26 protein-coding genes and 1 other RNA gene are annotated in these 20,302 nt (G+C 54.6%); 13 read left to right on the top strand and 14 right to left on the bottom strand.

The window, feature by feature from the left end:
* Positions 1 to 204: 204 nt before the first annotated feature.
* From P346_RS08800 to P346_RS08790, 3 genes are read left to right on the top strand one after another with little or no spacing between them, the layout of a single operon-like run.
* On the top strand, positions 205 to 732 hold the full coding sequence (locus P346_RS08800; RefSeq protein ID WP_023294382.1) for a tetratricopeptide repeat protein: 528 nt from the start codon (positions 205 to 207) through the stop codon (positions 730 to 732).
* A gap of 7 nt (positions 733 to 739) precedes the next feature.
* The gene (locus tag P346_RS08795; RefSeq protein WP_084492155.1) at positions 740 to 1,270 is read left to right on the top strand and encodes an RNA polymerase sigma factor; all 531 of its coding nucleotides are present in this window, start codon (positions 740 to 742) and stop codon (positions 1,268 to 1,270) included.
* A complete protein-coding gene (locus P346_RS08790) occupies positions 1,267 to 2,058 on the top strand; it encodes an anti-sigma factor family protein (RefSeq protein WP_032660454.1) in 792 nt (263 codons plus the stop codon). The genes P346_RS08795 and P346_RS08790 overlap by 4 nt, the downstream gene beginning before the upstream one ends.
* Here the strand turns inward: P346_RS08790 and P346_RS08785 are convergent.
* The 5 genes from P346_RS08785 to smpB form a co-directional block, all read right to left on the bottom strand.
* A complete protein-coding gene (locus P346_RS08785; protein WP_032660456.1) occupies positions 2,050 to 2,607 on the bottom strand; it encodes a YceI family protein in 558 nt (185 codons plus the stop codon). The two genes, P346_RS08790 and P346_RS08785, sit on opposite strands and share 9 nt — an antisense overlap.
* Before the next feature lie 68 nt (positions 2,608 to 2,675).
* The gene (locus tag P346_RS08780; RefSeq protein WP_032660457.1) at positions 2,676 to 3,020 is read right to left on the bottom strand and encodes a cupin domain-containing protein; all 345 of its coding nucleotides are present in this window, start codon (positions 3,018 to 3,020) and stop codon (positions 2,676 to 2,678) included.
* A gap of 87 nt (positions 3,021 to 3,107) precedes the next feature.
* Complete coding sequence (locus tag P346_RS08775; RefSeq protein ID WP_032660459.1) at positions 3,108 to 3,464, bottom strand: hypothetical protein; 357 nt, start codon at positions 3,462 to 3,464, stop codon at positions 3,108 to 3,110.
* A gap of 417 nt (positions 3,465 to 3,881) precedes the next feature.
* Positions 3,882 to 4,245: a transfer-messenger RNA gene (gene ssrA / locus P346_RS22590) on the bottom strand.
* An 89-nt stretch (positions 4,246 to 4,334) separates the two neighbouring features.
* The gene (gene smpB, locus P346_RS08770; RefSeq protein ID WP_008502505.1) at positions 4,335 to 4,817 is read right to left on the bottom strand and encodes an SsrA-binding protein SmpB; all 483 of its coding nucleotides are present in this window, start codon (positions 4,815 to 4,817) and stop codon (positions 4,335 to 4,337) included.
* Positions 4,818 to 4,973: 156 nt separating this feature from the next.
* Here smpB and P346_RS08765 point away from each other — a divergent pair, with 156 nt between their 5' ends.
* Both P346_RS08765 and P346_RS08760 read left to right on the top strand, forming a co-directional pair.
* Positions 4,974 to 5,411: a type II toxin-antitoxin system RatA family toxin gene (locus tag P346_RS08765; RefSeq protein ID WP_024908332.1), complete on the top strand. Its 438-nt coding sequence runs from the start codon at positions 4,974 to 4,976 to the stop codon at positions 5,409 to 5,411.
* Entirely contained in the window at positions 5,401 to 5,688 is a 288-nt protein-coding gene (locus P346_RS08760) for an RnfH family protein (protein ID WP_025759268.1), read from the top strand. Before P346_RS08765 ends, P346_RS08760 begins: the two co-directional genes overlap by 11 nt.
* Positions 5,689 to 5,789: 101 nt before the next feature.
* Here P346_RS08760 and bamE read toward each other — a convergent pair whose 3' ends face one another.
* The 3 genes from bamE to nadK all read right to left on the bottom strand — a co-directional run bounded on the left by bamE (position 5,790) and on the right by nadK (position 8,892).
* Entirely contained in the window at positions 5,790 to 6,128 is a 339-nt protein-coding gene (gene bamE, locus P346_RS08755) for an outer membrane protein assembly factor BamE (RefSeq protein ID WP_023308883.1), read from the bottom strand.
* A gap of 138 nt (positions 6,129 to 6,266) precedes the next feature.
* On the bottom strand, positions 6,267 to 7,928 hold the full coding sequence (gene recN / locus P346_RS08750) for a DNA repair protein RecN (protein WP_032660461.1): 1,662 nt from the start codon (positions 7,926 to 7,928) through the stop codon (positions 6,267 to 6,269).
* A gap of 85 nt (positions 7,929 to 8,013) precedes the next feature.
* A complete protein-coding gene (nadK, locus tag P346_RS08745; RefSeq protein WP_008502500.1) occupies positions 8,014 to 8,892 on the bottom strand; it encodes an NAD(+) kinase in 879 nt (292 codons plus the stop codon).
* A 122-nt stretch (positions 8,893 to 9,014) separates the two neighbouring features.
* Here nadK and grpE point away from each other — a divergent pair, with 122 nt between their 5' ends.
* Positions 9,015 to 9,608, top strand: coding sequence for a nucleotide exchange factor GrpE (gene grpE, locus P346_RS08740; RefSeq protein ID WP_023308880.1), 594 nt, complete (start codon positions 9,015 to 9,017; stop codon positions 9,606 to 9,608).
* A 68-nt stretch (positions 9,609 to 9,676) separates the two neighbouring features.
* On the opposite strand, the gene P346_RS08735 is transcribed toward grpE, so the two are convergent.
* Together P346_RS08735 and P346_RS08730 are read right to left on the bottom strand one after the other, a co-directional pair.
* Positions 9,677 to 10,963 carry an HlyC/CorC family transporter gene (locus tag P346_RS08735; protein ID WP_032640969.1) on the bottom strand — a complete coding sequence of 429 codons (1,287 nt, stop codon included), beginning with the start codon at positions 10,961 to 10,963 and terminating at the stop codon, positions 9,677 to 9,679.
* Between the two features lie 19 nt (positions 10,964 to 10,982).
* Positions 10,983 to 11,774, bottom strand: a complete 792-nt coding sequence (locus P346_RS08730) for a cytochrome C assembly family protein (protein ID WP_014884879.1) — start codon at positions 11,772 to 11,774, stop codon at positions 10,983 to 10,985.
* A gap of 166 nt (positions 11,775 to 11,940) precedes the next feature.
* Between P346_RS08730 and ffh the strand changes: the two genes are divergently transcribed.
* From ffh to P346_RS08695, 7 genes are all read left to right on the top strand, one after another.
* Entirely contained in the window at positions 11,941 to 13,302 is a 1,362-nt protein-coding gene (ffh, locus tag P346_RS08725) for a signal recognition particle protein (protein ID WP_014884878.1), read from the top strand.
* 136 nt (positions 13,303 to 13,438) lie between these two features.
* Positions 13,439 to 13,687 (top strand): 30S ribosomal protein S16, encoded by a 249-nt coding sequence (rpsP, locus tag P346_RS08720; RefSeq protein WP_003863133.1) that lies wholly within the window; start codon positions 13,439 to 13,441, stop codon positions 13,685 to 13,687.
* A gap of 15 nt (positions 13,688 to 13,702) precedes the next feature.
* Positions 13,703 to 14,242, top strand: a complete 540-nt coding sequence (rimM, locus tag P346_RS08715) for a ribosome maturation factor RimM (protein ID WP_029741020.1) — start codon at positions 13,703 to 13,705, stop codon at positions 14,240 to 14,242.
* Positions 14,243 to 14,273: 31 nt separating this feature from the next.
* Positions 14,274 to 15,041: a tRNA (guanosine(37)-N1)-methyltransferase TrmD gene (gene trmD / locus P346_RS08710; RefSeq protein ID WP_014832949.1), complete on the top strand. Its 768-nt coding sequence runs from the start codon at positions 14,274 to 14,276 to the stop codon at positions 15,039 to 15,041.
* Between the two features lie 43 nt (positions 15,042 to 15,084).
* Complete coding sequence (rplS, locus tag P346_RS08705) at positions 15,085 to 15,432, top strand: 50S ribosomal protein L19 (protein ID WP_002914145.1); 348 nt, start codon at positions 15,085 to 15,087, stop codon at positions 15,430 to 15,432.
* 132 nt (positions 15,433 to 15,564) lie between these two features.
* Positions 15,565 to 15,969 carry a DUF2946 domain-containing protein gene (locus P346_RS08700; RefSeq protein ID WP_032660464.1) on the top strand — a complete coding sequence of 135 codons (405 nt, stop codon included), beginning with the start codon at positions 15,565 to 15,567 and terminating at the stop codon, positions 15,967 to 15,969.
* A gap of 39 nt (positions 15,970 to 16,008) precedes the next feature.
* The gene (locus P346_RS08695; protein WP_032660467.1) at positions 16,009 to 17,379 is read left to right on the top strand and encodes a PepSY-associated TM helix domain-containing protein; all 1,371 of its coding nucleotides are present in this window, start codon (positions 16,009 to 16,011) and stop codon (positions 17,377 to 17,379) included.
* A 2-nt stretch (positions 17,380 to 17,381) separates the two neighbouring features.
* Here P346_RS08695 and P346_RS08690 read toward each other — a convergent pair whose 3' ends face one another.
* The 4 genes from P346_RS08690 to P346_RS08675 form a co-directional block, all read right to left on the bottom strand.
* The gene (locus P346_RS08690) at positions 17,382 to 17,867 is read right to left on the bottom strand and encodes an OmpA family protein (RefSeq protein ID WP_032660468.1); all 486 of its coding nucleotides are present in this window, start codon (positions 17,865 to 17,867) and stop codon (positions 17,382 to 17,384) included.
* Between the two features lie 12 nt (positions 17,868 to 17,879).
* Positions 17,880 to 19,100, bottom strand: a complete 1,221-nt coding sequence (gene dgcN, locus P346_RS08685) for a diguanylate cyclase DgcN (RefSeq protein WP_029741024.1) — start codon at positions 19,098 to 19,100, stop codon at positions 17,880 to 17,882.
* The gene (locus tag P346_RS08680; protein ID WP_032660526.1) at positions 19,093 to 19,629 is read right to left on the bottom strand and encodes a YfiR family protein; all 537 of its coding nucleotides are present in this window, start codon (positions 19,627 to 19,629) and stop codon (positions 19,093 to 19,095) included. The genes dgcN and P346_RS08680 overlap by 8 nt, the downstream gene beginning before the upstream one ends.
* A gap of 152 nt (positions 19,630 to 19,781) precedes the next feature.
* Complete coding sequence (locus P346_RS08675; RefSeq protein WP_032660470.1) at positions 19,782 to 20,156, bottom strand: DUF2799 domain-containing protein; 375 nt, start codon at positions 20,154 to 20,156, stop codon at positions 19,782 to 19,784.
* Positions 20,157 to 20,302: the final 146 nt, after the last annotated feature.

Below are 20,302 nucleotides of genomic sequence, written 5' to 3' on the forward strand. Positions count from 1 at the left end.
AAATATATTCTTATGCAGGCTTAAAACTCTGCTATCACGCGAAAATAATAGCGTTAAGTAAAGGGTAAAATAACCTGATTCATTTCCATTGGGGCTATGACATCAGCATGACTTTACGACAATAAAAAAATTACGGAGAGAATGAATAAAAAGCATCAGTCGGACGTTTACTGACGTCACTTCCTTCTTACCCTGGAGCTTTATATGAACACGACCTCGTTTCGTTTGATTCCGGTGCTGATTTTTTCCCTGCTGTCCCCCCTGGCGCTGGCAATGGGCAATAATAGTACCGAGAGCAAAACGCCCGATTGTCCTTCCGGACAGGTATATGACAGCGCCACCCAGAAATGCGTGCCGGACAAGAGCAGCAGCCTCAGCGACCAGGACAAAACCAACTATGCGTACCATCTCGCGAAAAAAGGCGAGTATCAGGCGGCGCTGAACCTGCTTGATTCGCTGAAAAATGGCAATACGGCTGAAGCGTGGAACTATCGCGGGTTCGCCACGCGCAAGCTTGGCCGCACGGACGAAGGGATTGGTTACTACCAGCGCGCGCTGGCTATCGCACCGGATTATGCCAAAGCCCGTGAATATCTCGGTGAAGCGTGGATGGTAAAAGGACGTCCTGACCTCGCGAAAGAACAGCTGAAGGTGATTGCCGGTATTTGTGGCCAGTCCTGCGAGGAGTACCGTGACCTGCAGGCCGCCATCAACGGACATCCGGAATCCTGATTTTCTCGTGGAGGGAAAACACATCGCTACCAGTGAGGTTCGTCAACAGTTAGCCGCACACCTGCCGCGTCTCTGGCGCTATGGGCTGGTGCTGTCGCGAAACAGGGATATCGCCGAAGAGCTGGTTCAGTCCACCTGCGTGCGTGCGCTTGAACGGAGCAGCCAGTATACGCCTGGCACGCGCATCGACAGGTGGCTGTTCGCGATACTGCACTCTATCTGGATCTCTGAGCTTCGGGCACGACACGTGCGTCAGGGGCAGGGATTTGTGGCCAGCGACGAGCTTCTGGCGCCGGACACCCGCGAACAGGATGAGACGCGACTGCATTACATGAAGGTGATGCAGCGCGTCAACGCGCTGCCTGAAGCCCAGCGCAACGCGGTATTTTTGGTTTATGTCGAAGGCTTTACCTACCAGGAGGCGGCGGAGACCCTGGCGGTGCCTGTCGGTACCGTGATGAGCCGGCTGGCGACGGCGCGGGCTCGGCTTGCCAGGTCCGCTGACGCACTGCCTCCGGTAAAGGAGAAACGCTCTTGAACTCGCACCGTTTTGCACCGCCCTATAACGATGACGCTATCGTGGCATGGATAGATGGCGAGATGTGCCGCGCCGACGCGCAGCAATTTGAAGAACAGTTGAAAAGCGACGAACGCCTCTCCGGGCGAACCGCCGAACTGATGAAAAGCAGCCAGGATTTCGCCGGGGCGTTTGCCCCCCTGCTGGATGAGGCGCCACTTGAGACAATGCAGGCGCGTCTGGCAGAGATTCCCGATCCACAGTCCTCCACGCCGTCTGGCGTCAGCAGGCGGGCGCTGATTGCCGCATCGGTCAGCTTTTTGATGGTCGGTTCAGGGCTGGGCTACCTGCTGCGGCCCGCTTCCGCGTCAGCGGATGAGAATGCCCATATTCGCGACCTCGAAGCGCAATATATGTCCCTGTACAGCGTCGAGACGCTGCTGGATATGGACAGCGCAACGCCGGTCCTGCAGCGCGGGCTGGAACGAGCCGAGCAGGACATCGGCATGAAGCTGCGCATGTCGCAGCTTGTCCTGCAGGGGGCAGAGCTGAAAATGGTGCGAATGCTGCGCTATGAAACCACCTCGATCGCGCAGATTGCCTGGATCAACGCCGACTACGGCCCGATGGCGCTCTGTATCTCTCCTGTCGATGAGAAGACTATGGCCTCTCTGCGCCAGGAGCAGCGCCACGGCATGAACCTGGCGTGGTGGCAGGAGGCGGGCTACCAGTTTGTCCTGATTGGCCGGAACCCGCCGTCTCACCTGCGGGGAAACGCGGAGCAGCTACAGCGGCTCATCTCAGGATGACGGCACGTCGTTCGTCTTAATCGCAATGGCGATGGCAATACGATCGTCCACGACCAGCGCAAACTTATCCATCCCGTAGGACGCGCGCGAGATTGCCGTCGTGGCGTCCAGGGTGAGGGCCCGCGCGTGCGGGTCTTTCACGATCGCCTCCAGGATCACCGGGCGGGCGATGTTTCGCACGGTCAGCGTGCCGAACACCCTGAACCGCCCGTCGCCCTGGGCAACCACGCGAGAGCTGATGAACTCGATAGTTGGATAGCGCTCAGATTCAAAAAACATATCGCTTTTCAGCTGCCAGGTGAGCAGCTTGTTTGACGCCACGAGAGTCGCTACGGGAATGGTGACGTGAATATGGTCGTCGACGTCGTTTTCCGGGTTGAGCGTCACGGCGCCCGTTACGCCGCTGAACGTCGCCCAGGAGAGGATGCCGCCGAAGGCATGCCACGATAGCCGAATGTCGGTGTTATCGGTGTCAATAATGTAGCTTTTCGGGGCAGCCATCGCCCACGGACAAACCAAAACAAGCACTATTACCAGGCGTCGCAGCATCTCAGGATCTCTTTTAGGGGGGCAGGGAGTAAACGCGTCACCCCCGGGATCTATTCGGCTTTTATGCGTCAGGCTGTTTTAACGATATCCACCGAGATTTCGACGGCGGTAACCGGGCCCCGGTTTTCCAGCCAGTGGACCGTATTATGGTCTTCCGGCCAGCCGACGCCGGGGCCGTAATCGGTGGCGATACCGTTACGATGATCGGTGATGGTCCCCTCAAGGATAAAAACGGTACCGGGGCGATCGATATGATCGTGCACCGGACCAAAGACCGCACCGGGGGCGAGCGTCACCCTGCGCATGCGAAGCTGTCGGCCGTCCATGCCTGCGATCTCCGGGCCCAGATCGACAATGGAGAGTAGTTCAACGGTAACGCCCTGGGTTTCTGGTTCGGTTTCTTTGTGGCTCATGACGGTGCCCTCCTGAGACAAGTTTAGTCTTCAGAAAGCTGAGCGGGAGGGAATAAAAAAGGCCGCGTCTGCGGCCTTTCGAAGGGATTACTCAGTGACTTTCTTTTCCAGCTCGCTGGCACCTTCTTTGGTTTTGTTCCAGCCTTTCTCAGCGCCTTCTTTGGTGGCATCCCACCCTTTCTCGGTGCCTTGTTTGGTTTTATGCCAGGCTTTCTGGGAATCTTCACTGACCTTGCTGCCCAGGCTCTCGCTTTTACCTTCCGCAGCATGCTTCTGTTTCAGCTTCAGCTCTTCACCTTTGTTCTGCTCTTCGTGCAGTTTTTGCTTCGCCTCGTTGGCGTTTGCGTTCGCCGCAGCGACGGTATCGTCAGTTGCATGTGTGGTCGCAGCAAATACTGGGGAAGCCATCAGAACGGCAGATAATGCGATAATTGTTTTTTTCATAATATCCTCATTTAACGTTATCGGTTATGAGCGTGATTCAGCATGGCACAGGCGAAACGGGATGGCTTTAGGAAAAAACTGTAATGAGATCAATGTGCCATGATGAGGGATATTTCTCCTGAGGATTATCCAAAGGATAAAAAGCCTATTTCAGCAAGGGCGGCGAGGGTCAGAAGAATGAAGATAATAACGGTTATGGGTCTGTACATGGTGGGGTTCTTTCCGTGTTGAGCGGCTATTCCGTAGCGCTGGGTGGTGTGGGTAATTTTGCACAGGAGATGCGGGAAAGGGGGTTGATGTTTGTCAAAGGGATGGACGGAACTGTGGGAATGGGGCACAAAAAAGCCCGCAGGGCTTGCGCCGTGCGGGCTTTCAGGACTTCATCAGTCGACTCTGGTGATCGCCGATGGAGAATTTTGGTGGAGCTGGCGGGAGTTGAACCCGCGTCCGAAATTTCTACATCCTCGGTACTACATGCTTAGTTTGTCTTTACATTCGCACGCCAGCTGCGGACAGACACGCCACTAACGAACTAGCCTGATTAGTTTTAACGCTTCAACCCCAGGCAGGGCTTCCACGCGATCTCTTTTGGGTTTGACCTCTCTTTGATCCCCGTCTTAAGAGCGGAAGCTAGGGAGAGAGGGCTCAGAGCAGGTTATTAAGCTGCTAAAGCGTAGTTTTCGTCGTTTGCGACTATTTTTTTGCGGCTTTTAACGAGGCAAACCGCCCCTCGGCATGCACCTTGGGTTTCGCAAATCCCGTCGAATCCAGAATCAGCCCCAATAGTGTTGGACTAAGTATACCAGATTTCACTTCCTGGATACCAGCCCGGAACGCTACCTTATTGAATAGTACAATAAGTGTGCAGAATCAACGTCCTGCGTTTTTCATAATGCGCGCTTTATCAAGCTGCCACTCGCGCTCTTTCAGGTCAGTACGTTTGTCGTGCTGTTTTTTACCCTTCGCGACGCCAACTTTCACTTTGCACCATGCGTTTTTCCAGTACAGCGACAGGGCTACCACGGTGAAACCTTCACGGTTGATGCGTCCGTAGAGGGATTCCAGCTCACGCTTGTTCAGCAGCAGCTTGCGGGTGCGCGTTGGGTCACACACGTAGTGTGAGGAGGCGACGGTCAGCGGCGTAAAGTTCGCGCCGAACAGGAAGGCTTCGCCATCTTTCAGGATCACGTAGCTATCGCCGATGTTGGCTTTCCCGGCGCGCAGCGATTTTACTTCCCAGCCCTGCAACGCAAGGCCAGCTTCGAATTCTTCTTCAATGAAATACTCGTGGCGAGCACGCTTGTTGAGCGCAATGGTCGCCGAGCCTGGTTTATGTGCTTTTTTCTTCGTCATAAGTGTCGTAAAGCCGTCGGTAATCTGATTTCAAAAAGTCACCTCATTGCGTCCTGTGAGGTCTAACGCGCTATCTTAGCACGAGATGAGGCTTAGCGTTTTTTTAACAGGTGATAAATGTTATTATTTGTCCGTTGTGTGACCATGGGAAATGCTATGCCTCAGATTAGCCGTACTGCGCTCGTGCCTTACAGCGCGGAACAAATGTATCAGTTAGTGAACGATGTTCAGTCTTATCCAGAATTTATTCCGGGATGCACCGGGAGCCGCGTTCTGGAGTCCGGCCCGACGCAGATGACCGCGGCGGTGGATGTCTCCAAAGCGGGGATCAGCAAGACGTTCACCACCCGCAATACGCTGACCAGCAATCAGAGTATTTTGATGCATCTGGTGGATGGTCCGTTTAAAACCCTGATGGGGGGCTGGAAGTTTACGCCGCTGAGCGCTGACGCCTGTCGCATCGAGTTCCAGCTGGACTTTGAGTTTACCAATAAGCTGATTGAGCTGGCGTTTGGCCGCATCTTTAAAGAGCTGGCATCCAATATGGTTCAGGCGTTCACCACCCGCGCCAAAGAGGTTTACAGTGTCGCATAAGATTGCTGTAGAAGTGGTGTACGCGCTGCCGGAGAAGCAGTATCTGCAGCGCGTAACGCTGGAAGAGGGGGCAACCGTTGAGGCAGCTATCCGCGCTTCCGGCATCCTTGAGCTTCGCAGCGATATCGACCTGGCGAAAAATAAGGTCGGGATTTATAGCCGTCCGGTGAAGCTGGGTGATGTGCTGAAAGAGGGCGACCGGGTGGAGATTTATCGCCCGCTGATTGCCGACCCGAAAGAGCTGCGACGTCAGCGTGCGGAGAAATCGGGTAAATAGCGCTTTCCCCTCACCCTGACCCTCTCCCCAAAGGGGCGAGGGGATAAAAGAAAAACAAAAAAGGTGCTCAATGAGCACCTTTTTGCATTCCTGACTTCTGATTATTTGGTCAGGGCAGGCTTGTTGTCGATGTTGGTCAACACACCGGCGCTGCTGAAGGTCAGCGTCAGGGTCTGCTGGGTCGCATCTTCGTGGCCCGGCTTCTGACGGAATACATAGAACCAGGTGTTAGTGCCGAACGGATCGGACATCATCGGGGTTCCCAGTGTATAAGCGACCTGCTGTTGTGTCATCCCCACACGGATTTTGGACACATCGTTAGGGGTAAGGTAGTTCCCCTGGTTGATGTCAGGACGGTAAACCACTTTCTCCAGAGTGGAACAGCCTGCGGTCAACATCAGAAGAACCGCTGCGGCAGCGGTCAGCATTTTACAACGCATAGTGATTTGATTCCTTTTCGGGCCCGAGCAGAACGCGGCTCATATGTAATATGCCGATGATAATAGACCTTGCCCCACTTTGAAACCGGTCTGGCGGCGTTTTTGTTGTTCTGTATGACCCTGAGATCCCGAAAAAGTTTATGCCGCCAGCAGTTCTTTCGCGTTCGCGAGCGTGTTACGCGTGACTTCGCTGCCGCCGAGCAGGCGTGCCAGCTCCTGCAGGCGCGCACGTTTATCCAGCGGCTTCATGTGCGTTTCCGTCATTTCGCCGTCGGTTTCCTTACTGACGATAAAGTGATGATGACCACAGCCCGCGACCTGCGGCAGGTGGGTGACACACATCACCTGCGTTGATTCGCCTAGCTGGCGCAGCAGTTTGCCCACCACCGCCGCCGTTGGGCCGCTGATGCCGACATCCACTTCATCGAAAATCAGCGCCGGAGTTTCCATTTTACGCGCGGTAATCACCTGAATCGCCAGTGCAATACGCGACAGTTCACCGCCGGATGCCACTTTGGAGATAGCCTGCAGCGGCTGCCCCGGGTTGGTGGTGACGCGGAACTCGATGCGGTCCGCACCTTCCGCCGTCAGGTGGTTCTCTTCAAAGCGAACATCAATGGTGAAGACGCCGTGCGGCATCGCCAGCGTGTGCATGCTGTCGGTGATGTGCTGGCTTAGCTCCTGGGCGTAATGCTGACGGATTTCATGCAGCTTTTGCGCTGTCGCCAGCGCCTGTTCATGGTGCAGGTTCACCGCCAGAGAGAGGGTTTCCTGCGAGTCAGCCTGATCGTCAAGCTGCTGCTGTTCTTCCAGCAGAGACTGATAGTAGCCCGGCAGCTCTTCCGGCGTGACGTGGTGCTTGCGCGCCAGTGAAATCTGACGGGAGATACGCTGCTCCAGCTCAAACAGACGGTTCGGGTCAAGATCCAGACGTTCACAATAGTGGCGCAGTTCGTCGCTGGCTTCGGAGATCTGAATCGCCGCTTCTTCCAGCATGTCCAGGACGCCAGAAAGCTTGCTGTCCATGCCGACCAGTTCGGTAATCAGCTGGCGGACGTTATACAGCTGGCTCTGCAGGTTCACGTCTTCGCCATCCGCCAGCAGGTTGAGAGCATTCTGGCTGGTAGAGAGCAGGTGACCGCTGTTCGCCAGACGCTTGTACTCTTCGTCTATTTGCTCAAACTCACCCGGCTGCGGGTTGAATTCGTTTAGCTCTTTAAGCTGGTACGCCAGCAGCTCCGCACGTGCAGCGCGCTCCTGGCTTTGCTGCTGGTGCTGGGCAAGTTCACGGCAGCTCTGATGCCACTGGCGATAGTGCTCCGCCATAAGCTGAGTAAGCGCGTACTCACCCGCATAGCCATCGAGCAGCGCTTTCTGCTGTTCAGGTTTGACGAGTTGCTGGTGCGCGTGCTGACCGTGGATCTGGATAAGCAACTGGCCGAGTTCGCGAAGCTGGGAGAGCGGAACCGCCGTGCCGTTGATAAAGCCACGTGAACGACCGTCGCTGCTGATCACGCGGCGAAGTAAACACTCACGTCCATCTTCAAGCTGGTTCTGTTCCAGCCAGCGCTGGGCGGCAGGGGTGTCTTTCAGGGAGAAGCGGGCGCACAGGTCGGCACGGTTTGCGCCCATGCGCACCATATCACCCTCTGCGCGGCCGCCAAGGCACAAGCCGAGGGCATCAATGGCAATAGATTTACCTGCACCGGTTTCCCCGGTGATCGCCGTCATGCCGCTGTGGAAATCGATCTCAAGCTCACGAACAATGGCAAAGTTGCTGATGGTCAGTTGTGCCAGCATAATTGTTTTCCTGTATGAAAAACCATAACTGTGTTTTCATACAGTATAAACTGGTTTTTTATACAGTAAAGTACTGGATGCAAAATCAGAACAATTTTTTTGACCAGCCAAGCTTCGAGCTTAATGTATTGAAATAGCTGTAATCTTTCGGGTGAATCAGATTCAGGTGGTAATCACATCGACGAATCAGAACATCTTCACCTTCCTGGATCGGCAGCGCTATCTGGCTGTCGCAGCTGATCTCCAGGTCGTTACGGCGATGCGAGAAGCGCAGACGTATCGTGCTGTCGCCGTTGATGACCAGCGGGCGGGCGGAGAGCGTGTGCGGAAACATCGGCACAAGGGTGATGGCATCCAGCGAAGGCGTCAGGATCGGGCCGCCGGCAGAAAGCGAGTAGGCGGTTGAGCCGGTCGGAGTGGAGATAATCAGCCCGTCGGAACGCTGGGAGAAGGCAAAGATTTCGTCGATATAAACTTCGAACTCGATCATGTGCGCCACTTTACCGGGGTGCAGCACCACCTCGTTAATCGCGGTGCTGATGCGCTTCTGGCAGTCCTGCTGGCACACCTGCGCTTCCAGTAAAAAGCGTTTTTCACTGATATAGTGGCCTTCCAGCACGTCGGCCAGCTGCTGTTGCGCATTGTCCGGGTCAAGGTCGGTTAAAAAGCCGAGATTGCCACGGTTGATGCCGATGACTTTTATGTCATAGCGCGCCAGCGTGCGGGCCGCACCGAGCATGTTGCCGTCGCCGCCCACCACCACGGCGAGATCGGCCTGTTGGCCAATTTCCGCCAGCGTGCCGGTTTTGACGCTCTTCAGCTGCAGCTCCTGGGCAATCTGCTGCTCGACCATCACTTCATAGCCTTTGCTACACAACCAGCGATACAACATTTCATGTGTCGTTAGTGCGGTAGGGTGACGCGGATGCCCGACGATCCCAATACACCTGAAATGATTATTCATTTTCTGGAGGTCCTTGTGCCTGATGAATGATGACAATCTGTCTTGTTCCCTTGAATCCCGGAAACTGATCCCCATAATAAGCGAAGTTAGCGAGATGAATGCAGAAAAACGCGGAGAAATTCATGAGTAGTAAAGAACAGAAAACGCCTGAGGGGCAAGCCCCTGAAGAAATTATCACGGAACAGCACGATGAAGTTGAGGCTGTAGAGCCAGACGCATCTGCTGAGCAGGTGGACCCGCGCGATGAAAAAATTGCGAATCTGGAAGCCCAGCTGGTAGAAGCACAGAATCGCGAACGCGATGGTGTTCTGCGCATCAAGGCGGAAATGGAAAACCTGCGTCGTCGTACCGAGCAGGACGTTGAGAAGGCGCATAAATTTGCGCTGGAGAAATTCGTCAACGAACTGCTGCCGGTAATTGATAGCCTCGATCGCGCGCTGGAAGTGGCTGACAAAGCGAATCCGGACAACGCGGCGATGATCGAAGGTATCGAACTGACGCTGAAATCCATGCTCGACGTGGTGCGTAAGTTTGGCGTGGAAGTGATTGCCGATACCGACGTACCGCTGGATCCAAACGTTCACCAGGCGATTGCTATGGTGGAGTCCGAAGAGGTGGAAGCCGGTAAGGTGCTGGGCGTGATGCAGAAAGGTTACACCCTGAACGGCCGTACCATTCGCGCTGCGATGGTGACCGTGGCGAAAGCGAAAGCGTAATTTGCCATTCGTAGTGCCGGGTGGCGGTTTCGCCTTACCCGGCCTACAGCCTTACCCGGCCTACAGCCTTACTCAGCGATACTTTCGCGTAGGGGTTTTACGGGCAGGACTTTTACCTGCTTAATCATGTTGTCCTGCACGTCCAGGATATCAATATCGTACTGCTCAATGCGCACCCGCGTGCCCGCCGCCGGGATCTCTTCCAGCGCTTCCAGAATCATCCCGTTAATCGTGCGAGCCTCATCTTCCGGCAAATGCCAGTTAAAGGCTTTATTGAGTTCGCGAATGTTCGCGCTTCCGTCAATCAGCACCGATCCGTCGTTTTGCGGGGTAACCTCTTCCGCGAGGGAAGGCGACATCGACGTGGTAAAGTCCCCGACAATCTCTTCCAGAATATCTTCGACCGTCACCAGCCCCTGAATATCGCCGTACTCATTGACCACCAGGCCGACCTTCTTCTTGTTGCGCTGGAATTTCACCAGCTGCGTGCTGAGCGGGGTTCCTTCCGGCACGTAGTAAATCTCGTCGGCGGCGCGCAGCATCACCTCTTTGGTGAACTCTTTTTTCTCGGTCATCAGACGGTAGGCTTCGCGCACGCGCAGCATGCTGATTGCGTCATCCAGCGAGTCGCGATATAGCACAATGCGCCCGTGAGGGGAGTGCGTCAGCTGGCGAACGATGGCTTTCCAGTCGTCATTGATGTCGATACCGACGATTTCGTTACGCGGCACCATGATGTCGTTGACGCTCACCTTTTCCAGATCCAGCACCGACAGGAGCATGTCCTGATTGCGTCGGGAGATCTGCGAGCGGGATTCATGCACGATGGTGCGAAGCTCTTCTTTGCTGAGCGCGCTGCTGATGGTGACATCGGCTTTGATCCCCACCATCCGCATCAGTACGCGCGTCACCATGTTCAGCAGCCAGACCAGCGGCATCATCAGGATCAGCAGTGGTGCCAGCAGGAAGCTGCTCGGGTAGGCGACTTTCTCAGGGTAAAGCGCGGCGATGGTTTTCGGCAGCACTTCGGCAAACACCAGCACCACGAACGTCAGCACGCCGGTGGCAATCGCCACCCCGGCGTTGCCGTACAGGCGCATCCCAACGATGGTGCCGAGGGCGGAGGCCAGAATGTTGACGAGGTTGTTGCCGATGAGCACCAGGCTTATCAGGCGATCCGGCTTGCGAAGCAGTTTTTCAACGCGACGAGCGGCACGGTTACCCTGTTTAGCACGATGACGTAACCGGTAGCGGTTTAAGGTCATCATGCCGGTTTCCGAGCCGGAGAAATAGGCGGAGATGACCACCATGACGATCAGCGTAACGATCAGCGTGGTGGTGGAGATGTGTTCCAGGGGGAACTCCTTTTGTTACTTAGCCAGCAAATTGCTGTATGAAGCGGCTGCCAAAATAGGCAAGGGTGAGAATGCCCGCACCCGCGACGTTGAACCAGACCACGCGACGACCGCGCCAGCCTTCATGATAATGGCCCCATAACAGGACAATATAGACAAACCACGCGATGATGGAGAGCACCGCTTTATCGATGTTCTCCACGCTGAACAGGTTCTTCATGTAAAACAGGCCCGTGCAGAGCGTTAGCGTCAGCAGCACCACGCCCACCTGGGTGATGTGGAACATCTTACGCTCAATGACCATCAGCGGCGGCATTTCATGGTTAAACGCCAGCTTTTTGTTTTTCAGCTGGTAGTCAATCCAGGCGAGCTGCATGGCGTAAAGCGCGGCGATGATCAGCGTCGCGTAGGCAAAGAGCGACAGGCCGATATGCACCAGCATCCCCGGGGTGGCCTCAAGATGCGTAATGAATTCATTAGGCATAAAGGTGGCGAGGGCCAGATTGATCAGCGCGAAGGTATAGACAATCGGCAGCAGCAGCCAGCCGCGATTTTTAGACGCGACGATGGTCATTACCGTACAGATCATCAGGCTAACCAGCGAGCCGACGTTGAGGACGCTCAGGTTTTGCACGCTGCCGTCGCCGGGAATGATGCGTGATTCCAGCGCAAACGCGTGGCTAATCAGTGCGATCACCGCGGAAAGAATAGCCATGCGCCGCCAGCCGCTGTTTTTTTGCAGCAGTCCGGGAACGATCAGCGCGAGGCTGACAGAGTAGGCAACAAGGGCGATCAGTGCGAAAACAGGCATATAGGCATCGACAGTTGTCTTAATAAGAAAGAGAAGCAGTATAACGTTACGTGACGCCTGCTCCAACCGTTGCATAACAACAAAGGCGCCTTCATGTTATACTCCGGCAAAATTCTGTGTATGTGTCGCCCATGGCGGCCCAACGTTTCTACTCAGGCGAGAGACAATGTTTGATAATTTAACCGATCGTTTGTCGCGCACGCTGCGCAACATCAGCGGCCGCGGACGCCTTACTGAAGAGAACATCAAGGAAACGCTGCGCGAAGTGCGCATGGCGCTGCTGGAAGCAGACGTCGCGTTGCCGGTTGTTCGTGATTTTATCAACCGCGTAAAAGAGAAGGCGGTTGGTCATGAAGTTAACAAGAGCCTGACCCCGGGTCAGGAGTTCGTCAAAATCGTTCGTAATGAACTGGTTTCGGCGATGGGCGAAGAGAACCAGGTGCTTAACCTGGCGGCTCAGCCGCCGGCCGTGGTGCTGATGGCGGGCCTGCAGGGTGCGGGTAAAACGACCAGCGTCGGTAAGCTGGGTAAGTTCCTGCGTGAAAAGCACAAGAAGAAAGTGCTGGTGGTCTCTGCGGACGTCTATCGCCCGGCGGCGATCAAACAGCTGGAAACCCTGGCCGAGCAGGTCGGCGTAGATTTCTTCCCGTCCGACGTGGCGCAGAAGCCTGTCGACATCGTTAACGCGGCGCTGAAAGAAGCGAAGCTGAAATTCTACGATGTGCTGCTGGTGGATACCGCCGGTCGTCTGCACGTTGACGAAGCGATGATGGACGAGATCAAGCAGGTGCATGCCTCTATCAACCCGGTAGAGACCCTGTTCGTTGTCGACGCCATGACCGGTCAGGATGCGGCGAATACCGCGAAAGCGTTTAACGAAGCCCTGCCGTTAACCGGCGTGGTGCTGACCAAAGTGGACGGTGACGCCCGCGGCGGTGCGGCGCTCTCCATTCGTCACATTACCGGTAAGCCGATCAAATTCCTCGGCGTGGGCGAGAAAACTGAAGCGCTCGAGCCGTTCCACCCGGACCGTATTGCCTCCCGTATCCTCGGCATGGGCGACGTGCTGTCGCTGATCGAAGATATCGAGAGCAAGGTTGACCGCGCGCAGGCCGAGAAGCTGGCCAGCAAGCTGAAAAAAGGCGACGGTTTCGATCTGACCGACTTCCTTGAGCAGCTGCGTCAGATGAAAAACATGGGCGGCATGGCCAGCCTGATGGGCAAACTGCCGGGCATGGGCCAGATCCCTGACAACGTGAAAGCGCAGATGGATGACAAGGTGCTGGTGCGTATGGAGGCGATCATCAACTCGATGACCCTCAAAGAGCGCGCTAACCCGGATATCATCAAAGGTTCCCGTAAACGCCGTATCGCAGCCGGTTGCGGCATGCAGGTGCAGGACGTTAACCGCCTTCTGAAACAGTTCGACGACATGCAGCGCATGATGAAGAAAATGAAGAAAGGCGGCATGGCGAAGATGATGCGCGGCATGAAAGGGATGATGCCTCCAGGATTCCCTGGCCGATAAACCGTGTTTCGTGCTCAGTATCAAGATGCTGATTGCATTTTCCCCAAAAATCAGTAAAATTTTCGGGCTTTTAATATGACACCCGGGCTCCGTTCCTCGATGGGGCCCGGTTGTTTTATTCACACAAGAGGATGTTATGGTAACTATTCGTTTAGCTCGTCACGGCGCTAAAAAGCGTCCGTTCTACCAGGTTGTTGTGACTGACAGCCGTAATGCACGCAACGGTCGCTTCATCGAGCGCGTTGGTTTCTTCAACCCACTGGCCGCTGGCGCAGAAGAAGAAACTCGTCTGGATCTGGATCGTATCGCTCACTGGGTTGGCCAGGGCGCTACTGTTTCCGATCGCGTTGCTACGCTGATCAAAGCAGCAAACAAAGCAGCTTAATCTGTCACGGTGGTCATGATGAGCAATAAAGCACCTGTTGAACCGATCGTATTGGGAAAAATGGGTTCTTGCTACGGTATCCGTGGTTGGCTCAGAGTGTTTTCCTCCACTGAAGACGCTGATAGCATTTTTGATTACCAGCCCTGGTTTATCCAGAAAGGCGGTAAGTGGGAAGAGGTCGAGCTGGAAAGCTGGCGTCACCACAATCAGGACATCATCATCAAGCTGAAAGGCGTTGACGATCGTGATGCCGCGAATGCGCTGACTAATTGTGAAATTGTCGTGGATTCGTCGCAGTTGCCACAGCTGGAAGAGGGCGACTACTACTGGAAAGACCTTATGGGTTGCCAGGTAGTCACTACCGAAGGCTACAGCCTGGGGAAAGTCATCGATATGATGGAAACCGGGTCAAATGACGTTCTCGTCATTAAGGCAAACCTGAAAGATGCATTTGGCATCAAGGAGCGGTTGGTTCCGTTCCTCGATGGACAGGTTATCAAGAAAGTCGATCTCACTACTCAAACCATTGAAGTAGATTGGGATCCTGGTTTTTAAATTCTCCGGATAAACGGTAAAAGACGGCGCTATGTGGATTGGCATAATTAGCCTGTTTCCTGAAATGTTCCGCGCGATTACCGATTACGGGGTAACTGGCCGGGCAGTAAAGAATGGCCTGCTGAGCATCCAGAGCTGGAGTCCTCGTGACTTTACTCATGACCGGCACCGTACCGTGGACGATCGTCCTTACGGCGGCGGACCGGGGATGCTAATGATGGTGCAACCCTTACGGGACGCCATTCACACAGCAAAAGCCGCGGCAGGTGAAGGCGCAAAGGTGATTTATCTGTCACCTCAGGGACGCAAGCTTGATCAAGCGGGCGTGAGCGAACTGGCGACGAATCAAAAGCTGATTCTGGTCTGTGGACGCTACGAAGGGATAGATGAGCGCGTAATTCAAACCGAGATTGACGAAGAATGGTCTATCGGCGATTACGTTCTCAGCGGTGGTGAGTTACCCGCAATGACGCTGATTGACTCCGTCGCCCGGTTCATTCCGGGGGTTCTGGGCCATGAAGCTTCGGCAACGGAAGATTCCTTTGCCGATGGGTTGCTGGACTGTCCACACTATACTCGTCCTGAAGTGTTAGAAGGGATGGAAGTACCGGCGGTGTTACTGTCTGGAAACCATGCCGAGATACGTCGCTGGCGTTTGAAGCAGTCGCTGGGCCGAACCTGGCTTAGAAGACCTGAACTTCTGGAAAACCTGGCTCTGACTGAAGAGCAAGCAAAGTTGCTGGCCGAGTTCAAAACTGAACACGCGCACCAGCAGCATGAACATGATGGGAATGCGTAATACGCTCCCGAATATCAGTTTACCCAGGATAAGAGATTAAATTATGAGCAACATTATTAAGCAACTTGAACAAGAGCAGATGAAGCAGGACGTACCTTCCTTCCGTCCAGGTGACACCGTGGAAGTGAAAGTATGGGTTGTTGAAGGTTCCAAAAAACGTCTGCAGGCATTCGAGGGCGTGGTTATCGCTATTCGTAACCGCGGTCTGCACTCTGCATTCACTGTTCGTAAAATTTCCAACGGCGAAGGCGTTGAGCGTGTCTTCCAGACTCACTCTCCGGTAGTTGACAGCATTGCTGTTAAACGTCGTGGTGCTGTACGTAAAGCTAAACTGTACTACCTGCGTGAGCGTACTGGTAAGTCTGCTCGTATTAAAGAGCGTCTGAACTAAGATTCGCTTAAGCGACATCCTGTTAGAAAGGGCTGGCCGAAAGGCTGGCCCTTTTTTTATCCCTGCGCATTTCTCACGTTAACCCTTTTGTCATAAATCATTTACAATGCTTGCCTCTTGAGTGGAGGGGACGTGGATAACGTACTGCATCAGCCTAACCGGAAACGCGCAGCGGCATTGACCGCGCTGTTTGCGATCCTGCTGATCGTGGTAGCGCCGCTTATCTCCGTCTCCTTGCAGAAAGATCCCATGAGCGCCATGCCGGGCATGCATCATGACATGAGCATGATGTCGATGGACGAGCATCAGGGCGATATGCCGCACACGATGCCTGTCGACCATGCGGAAGCGTGCGGCTACTGCGTGCTGTTAGCGCATGTTCCGGGCGTGATGCTGGCGCTGATCGTCCTGCTCAGCGTGGTACTGCAGAGGCTTCGCGTTAAGCCGCCGCGCCAGGCGGTCAGCCACTGGCACTTTTTCCCCTGGCTTTACCCTGATACCCGCGCGCCGCCGCGGCAGTCTGCTTTTTCCCTTTAAAAAATAAATCGATAACTTACTGCCTTAAAAAGGAAAAGTATGACTACCTGCACTCCGCGCGCGGCATGGGGAAACCTGCTGCGTCGCCTCCATTTCTACGTTGGGCTGTTTGTCGGCCCGTTTATCTTCTTTGCCGCGCTGACCGGTACGCTGTATGTGGCGACCCCGCAGCTGGAGAATGCGCTCTACCGGCACGCGCTCCACACGGATTCCGTGGGCGTGCCGCAGCCGCTGGCGGAACAAATTGCCGTGGCGGAAAAAAACGTTGGCTCAGATTTGCATTTGCACGCCGTGCGGCCGGGGCTGGCTGAAGGGGAGACCACCCGCGTGATGTTTGCTGACCCGGCGCTTGGGCCCTCTGAGAACCGGGCTATTTTTATTGATCCGGTAAGCCTGGCGGTGCTGGGAGATATGACGGTATACGGCACCAGCGGGATTTTACCGCTGCGTCAGACCATTGATTATCTACATACCTCTCTGATGTTGGGCGACGTGGGGCGGCTCTACAGCGAGCTTGCCGCCTCCTGGATGTGGGTTGCCGCGCTGGGCGGTGCTGCCCTGTGGTTTTATACCCGACCCAAACGGCGGATCAATAATCGCTTCCAGAATCGACGTCGCCTGCACGTGACGCTGGGCTGGAGTCTTCTGGGCGGAATGCTGCTGTTCTCTGCAACCGGGCTGACCTGGTCGCAATGGGCTGGCGGGAACGTTGACAGGCTGCGGGCTGAGATGAACTGGCTAACCCCGCAGGTGAACACGACGCTTTCCGGCCAACAGGAGAGCGTGGATGAGCATGCCGAACACCGGGGCCATCATGGCGGAATGATGATGCCGGAAATGGCGATGGATCTGACGCAGTTTGACGGAGTATTAAGCGCGGCCCGTAACGCAGGAATTGATGCCAACAGGCTGGAGATCCGCCCGGCAAAAACGGCAGATAGCGCCTGGACCGTGACGGAAATCGATCGCAGCTGGCCGACTCAGGTGGACGCCGTTGCGGTTGATCCTTCTACGATGCAGGTCCTGGACAGAACCCGATTCGAGGATTTCCCGTTAATGGCAAAACTGACCCGCTGGGGCGTGGATTTCCATATGGGGATCTTATTCGGGCTGGTGAATCAGCTGCTGCTGGTGGCGTTCGGCCTCGCCCTGTGCGTGCTCATCGTCTGGGGTTACCGGATGTGGTGGATGCGTCGTCCGGCACAGTCGGCAGTGAGTCCGGTACAGACGCTTAGTCAGAACTGGCTGGCGCTGTCAGGGTGGGGAAGAGGGGTTACGGTGGTAATCTGCGTACTGCTGGGGCTGGCCTTACCGGTCATGGGCGTGAGTCTGGCGCTGTTTGTTCTGGTGGACTGGCTGCGCTGGCGAGCGGCAACCAGGGTGACGCTCGCCGAATCATCCGCTAAATAACCCTATGGCGTGCTGATCACCACTGCAACGCGGCGGTTTTCAGCGCGCCCTTGCGGGGTACTATTGCTCGCAACCGGGTATTTTTGACCTAACCCCCGCGTGGTGAGATTGCTGCGCGGGATATTTGCGCCCTTCGCCCAGGCATCGGCCACGGCATTGGCGCGTTTTAACGACAGCGCTTCGTTGTAGCTTTCTTCACCGTAATTATCCGTGTGACCGTCCATTCGCGCGTGGTTCAGGCCGGTTTCCGCCAGGCGAGAGGCCATGGACTGGATCTGCGTTTCACTTTCCGGGCGCAGTCTGGCGTCATTTTTATCAAACAGGATGGTGTCCGACATGCCAAGTGACCAGTCACCGTTCAGTTCGTTAAAACCGTAAGACTTCATCGCCGCAATTTGCTCAGGAGTGAATTTACCTTCCGGCGGCGACTGACAGCCTGCCAGAACCAGTGAGGCCAGAACTATCGGCGCGAAGTAACGTTTTAACATAGTGTATCCCTTCTAACTTGTTGTTTTCGTACGCTGGTTTTTAACCTGGTACATGTTGCGGTCAGCCCTCTCCAGTAACGCTTCCACGGAAGCATTTTCCCACGCCAGAGCAAAGCCAATGCTGAGTGACATCGATGCTTTTTGTCCGTTATGAAGATCAAACGGACGGATAAACTGCTGCGATAGCGCAGCACAAATGTGTTGAACCTCAAGCTCAGAGTGCACGCCGTACAGCACCATGGCAAATTCGTCACCTCCAAGGCGGTATGCCTGGTGACGTTTGTCGCCAAACTCCATCATCCTGCTGGCGACTTCAATCAGCACGCAGTCTCCTGCCGCATGTCCCCAGGTGTCGTTAATAAACTTAAAATTATCACCGTCGAGGAAGAGCAGGGCCGAGTTCGTTTTGGCAGAAGGGTCGTTCATTAAGGCCGCAATGCTGTTACGAAACGCCGCGCGGTTGGCAAGACCGGTGAGCGGGTCGTGCATGGCGGTACGCAGCAGCTGGGCGTTTTTCGCCTGGAGCTTGAGTTGCCACTCCTCCATCTCATCCAGAAGGCTGTTGAAGTCCTCACCAAACTGGTGAAACTCTTCGATACGGCCGTCTTTCACCCGGCGGGAGAAGTTACGGTTAGTACGAACGTCATGCACCACGTCGGTGATGTTTTGCAGGGCCGTGACCATCCCGTGATGCAAAGACTGGGTAATAGTGAGCGCGACGACGGTTGCAAAGAGAATACAGCCGGTCAGAACGGCAAACGACATCCAGATGAAATGACCGATCAGGCTGTCACGCGCGGTCAGGCGAATTTCGCCGATCGTTGCGCCGTTATGCATGATGGGCTGCGCAACCGGTACGGGGAAAAGCCAGCGGCTGACCAGTGCGCCCAGCGTATCGTTGTTGTCCTCCGGGTTCCAGGACCAGTAGGCAAACCGCTTTTTATGCGCGTTAATAACCTCGGCCACGGCAAACTGGCCCTGTTTGCCCAGGGCGGCCAGCGTTTCGTTGGCCGCCAGCGAGTCGTTGAACACCAGCGACGCTTCCAGGCTGTGGCTCATTGTTGCGCCGGTTAATTCGAGATTCTTTTGCGCGTATTGTTTTAACGTCACGACGGAAGCAAAACAGAGCAGCAGCCATATTAATGTCATCGTGATGATGACGCTTATCATGCTGTTTCGCCTCAACGTTCTTTTAAACGTCGGACGTGGCGTTGAAGTGAAATCTTTATCCATGCTGCTTATTCCGTGCAAGCATTAATACATCCGGATTGACTCTTACGCCACTGCGCGTCAATGCATCCAGGTTGACGGCGAACCGTACCTGGCCGCGATCGATTATCAGGCAAAAGGCACTGCCAATTACACATTCCGGATTTTGCTCTGAGATTAATAGCAACGCTCTGCCCTGATATTGACTTATTAATTCAAGTTGTTTTGCCGGTGATTCTGACCCGAAATAGATCGCATCGCACGTCGCGGCCAGGGCTTCCTGATCGTTACGTACAATAACGGGAGTATAAGGTAACTCGCTATGCCCCTTATCGCCGCTGAGGGCGTGCGTATAGTGAGAAGTGGCGTAGACGCAGAGTTTAGGCTGCCCGGATAGTGACGGCCATCGCGTATAGCTCACAATGCCAGAGACAATCGAGCGTACCGATTTATCCGTTTCCGTAAGCGTGCCTGCCGCCGCAGGGCCCACCATAAGGAACAGCGTTAGCACCAGAGTGAGTCGGAAAAAAGAGATCAAGAATAAATTTCTCACCAGAATCCGCCACATCGCTCTGGAAATAGATGTCCTTAAGAGTTGCGGGCAGAATACCATTGTTTATCAGGGCCGTCATTATGTCAGAAATAGCATGAGGCCGACCTAAGCTAAATCCTACTGTTGTTTATTTTCCGGTGGATGAAATTAGATTAATTCAGTCTGCTGGAGCGCATACTTTCATCTATGCCTTGCTGCCATGATGCACGCAGTTTTGCCGCGTTTTCGGCTGTATCACAGCTGGCAGGGAAAGATTTGCCGGCTAATCCCCAGGCGTGAATAAACCCTTCTTCGCAGACTTTCTTCTGACCGTCAGCATAGCCGCGAAGATATTCGTTACGATCAACGTGTGTGTCGTTAAAACTATCGGCCAGGGCCTGGTTATCTTTAACCGGCAGGCCATTCATGGCGTCTTCTTTACCTGCATCAAACCAGGATGGGCTGGTCCAGTCGGGCTGGAAGGTGTAAGGATTGATCTGACAGCCCGTTAAAAACAGCGACAACAGCGCGAGAGCAATTGAACGCATAGCCATTCTCCTTTTTTCTTCAGCATAGCCTGGCTAAAGAAAATCTGTCTGTAATTTAAAGTTTACGTTTTTATCGGCTGATTTTTGCAATAAATTGGCTTGTGTAAAGTAATGTGTACGTATTTTGGATTGAAATGTTTACTTTT

Origin of the sequence: Enterobacter sp. DC1 (genome assembly GCF_000568075.1) — a bacterium.
Taxonomy (GTDB): domain Bacteria; phylum Pseudomonadota; class Gammaproteobacteria; order Enterobacterales; family Enterobacteriaceae; genus Enterobacter; species Enterobacter asburiae.

Bases quoted from the DNA above. Each gene is read 5' to 3' on its own strand.
- P346_RS08800 (WP_023294382.1), top strand. From the start codon at position 205: ATGAACACGACCTCGTTTCGTTTGATTCCGGTGCTGATTTTTTCCCTG.
- P346_RS08785 (WP_032660456.1), bottom strand. From the start codon at position 2,607: ATGCTGCGACGCCTGGTAATAGTGCTTGTTTTGGTTTGTCCGTGGGCG.
- P346_RS08780 (WP_032660457.1), bottom strand. From the start codon at position 3,020: ATGAGCCACAAAGAAACCGAACCAGAAACCCAGGGCGTTACCGTTGAA.
- P346_RS08775 (WP_032660459.1), bottom strand. From the start codon at position 3,464: ATGAAAAAAACAATTATCGCATTATCTGCCGTTCTGATGGCTTCCCCA.
- smpB (WP_008502505.1), bottom strand. From the start codon at position 4,817: ATGACGAAGAAAAAAGCACATAAACCAGGCTCGGCGACCATTGCGCTC.
- P346_RS08765 (WP_024908332.1), top strand. From the start codon at position 4,974: ATGCCTCAGATTAGCCGTACTGCGCTCGTGCCTTACAGCGCGGAACAA.
- bamE (WP_023308883.1), bottom strand. From the start codon at position 6,128: ATGCGTTGTAAAATGCTGACCGCTGCCGCAGCGGTTCTTCTGATGTTG.
- recN (WP_032660461.1), bottom strand. From the start codon at position 7,928: ATGCTGGCACAACTGACCATCAGCAACTTTGCCATTGTTCGTGAGCTT.
- nadK (WP_008502500.1), bottom strand. From the start codon at position 8,892: ATGAATAATCATTTCAGGTGTATTGGGATCGTCGGGCATCCGCGTCAC.
- grpE (WP_023308880.1), top strand. From the start codon at position 9,015: ATGAGTAGTAAAGAACAGAAAACGCCTGAGGGGCAAGCCCCTGAAGAA.
- P346_RS08730 (WP_014884879.1), bottom strand. From the start codon at position 11,774: ATGCCTGTTTTCGCACTGATCGCCCTTGTTGCCTACTCTGTCAGCCTC.
- ffh (WP_014884878.1), top strand. From the start codon at position 11,941: ATGTTTGATAATTTAACCGATCGTTTGTCGCGCACGCTGCGCAACATC.
- rpsP (WP_003863133.1), top strand. From the start codon at position 13,439: ATGGTAACTATTCGTTTAGCTCGTCACGGCGCTAAAAAGCGTCCGTTC.
- rimM (WP_029741020.1), top strand. From the start codon at position 13,703: ATGATGAGCAATAAAGCACCTGTTGAACCGATCGTATTGGGAAAAATG.
- trmD (WP_014832949.1), top strand. From the start codon at position 14,274: ATGTGGATTGGCATAATTAGCCTGTTTCCTGAAATGTTCCGCGCGATT.
- rplS (WP_002914145.1), top strand. From the start codon at position 15,085: ATGAGCAACATTATTAAGCAACTTGAACAAGAGCAGATGAAGCAGGAC.
- P346_RS08695 (WP_032660467.1), top strand. From the start codon at position 16,009: ATGACTACCTGCACTCCGCGCGCGGCATGGGGAAACCTGCTGCGTCGC.
- P346_RS08690 (WP_032660468.1), bottom strand. From the start codon at position 17,867: ATGTTAAAACGTTACTTCGCGCCGATAGTTCTGGCCTCACTGGTTCTG.
- dgcN (WP_029741024.1), bottom strand. From the start codon at position 19,100: ATGGATAAAGATTTCACTTCAACGCCACGTCCGACGTTTAAAAGAACG.
- P346_RS08675 (WP_032660470.1), bottom strand. From the start codon at position 20,156: ATGCGTTCAATTGCTCTCGCGCTGTTGTCGCTGTTTTTAACGGGCTGT.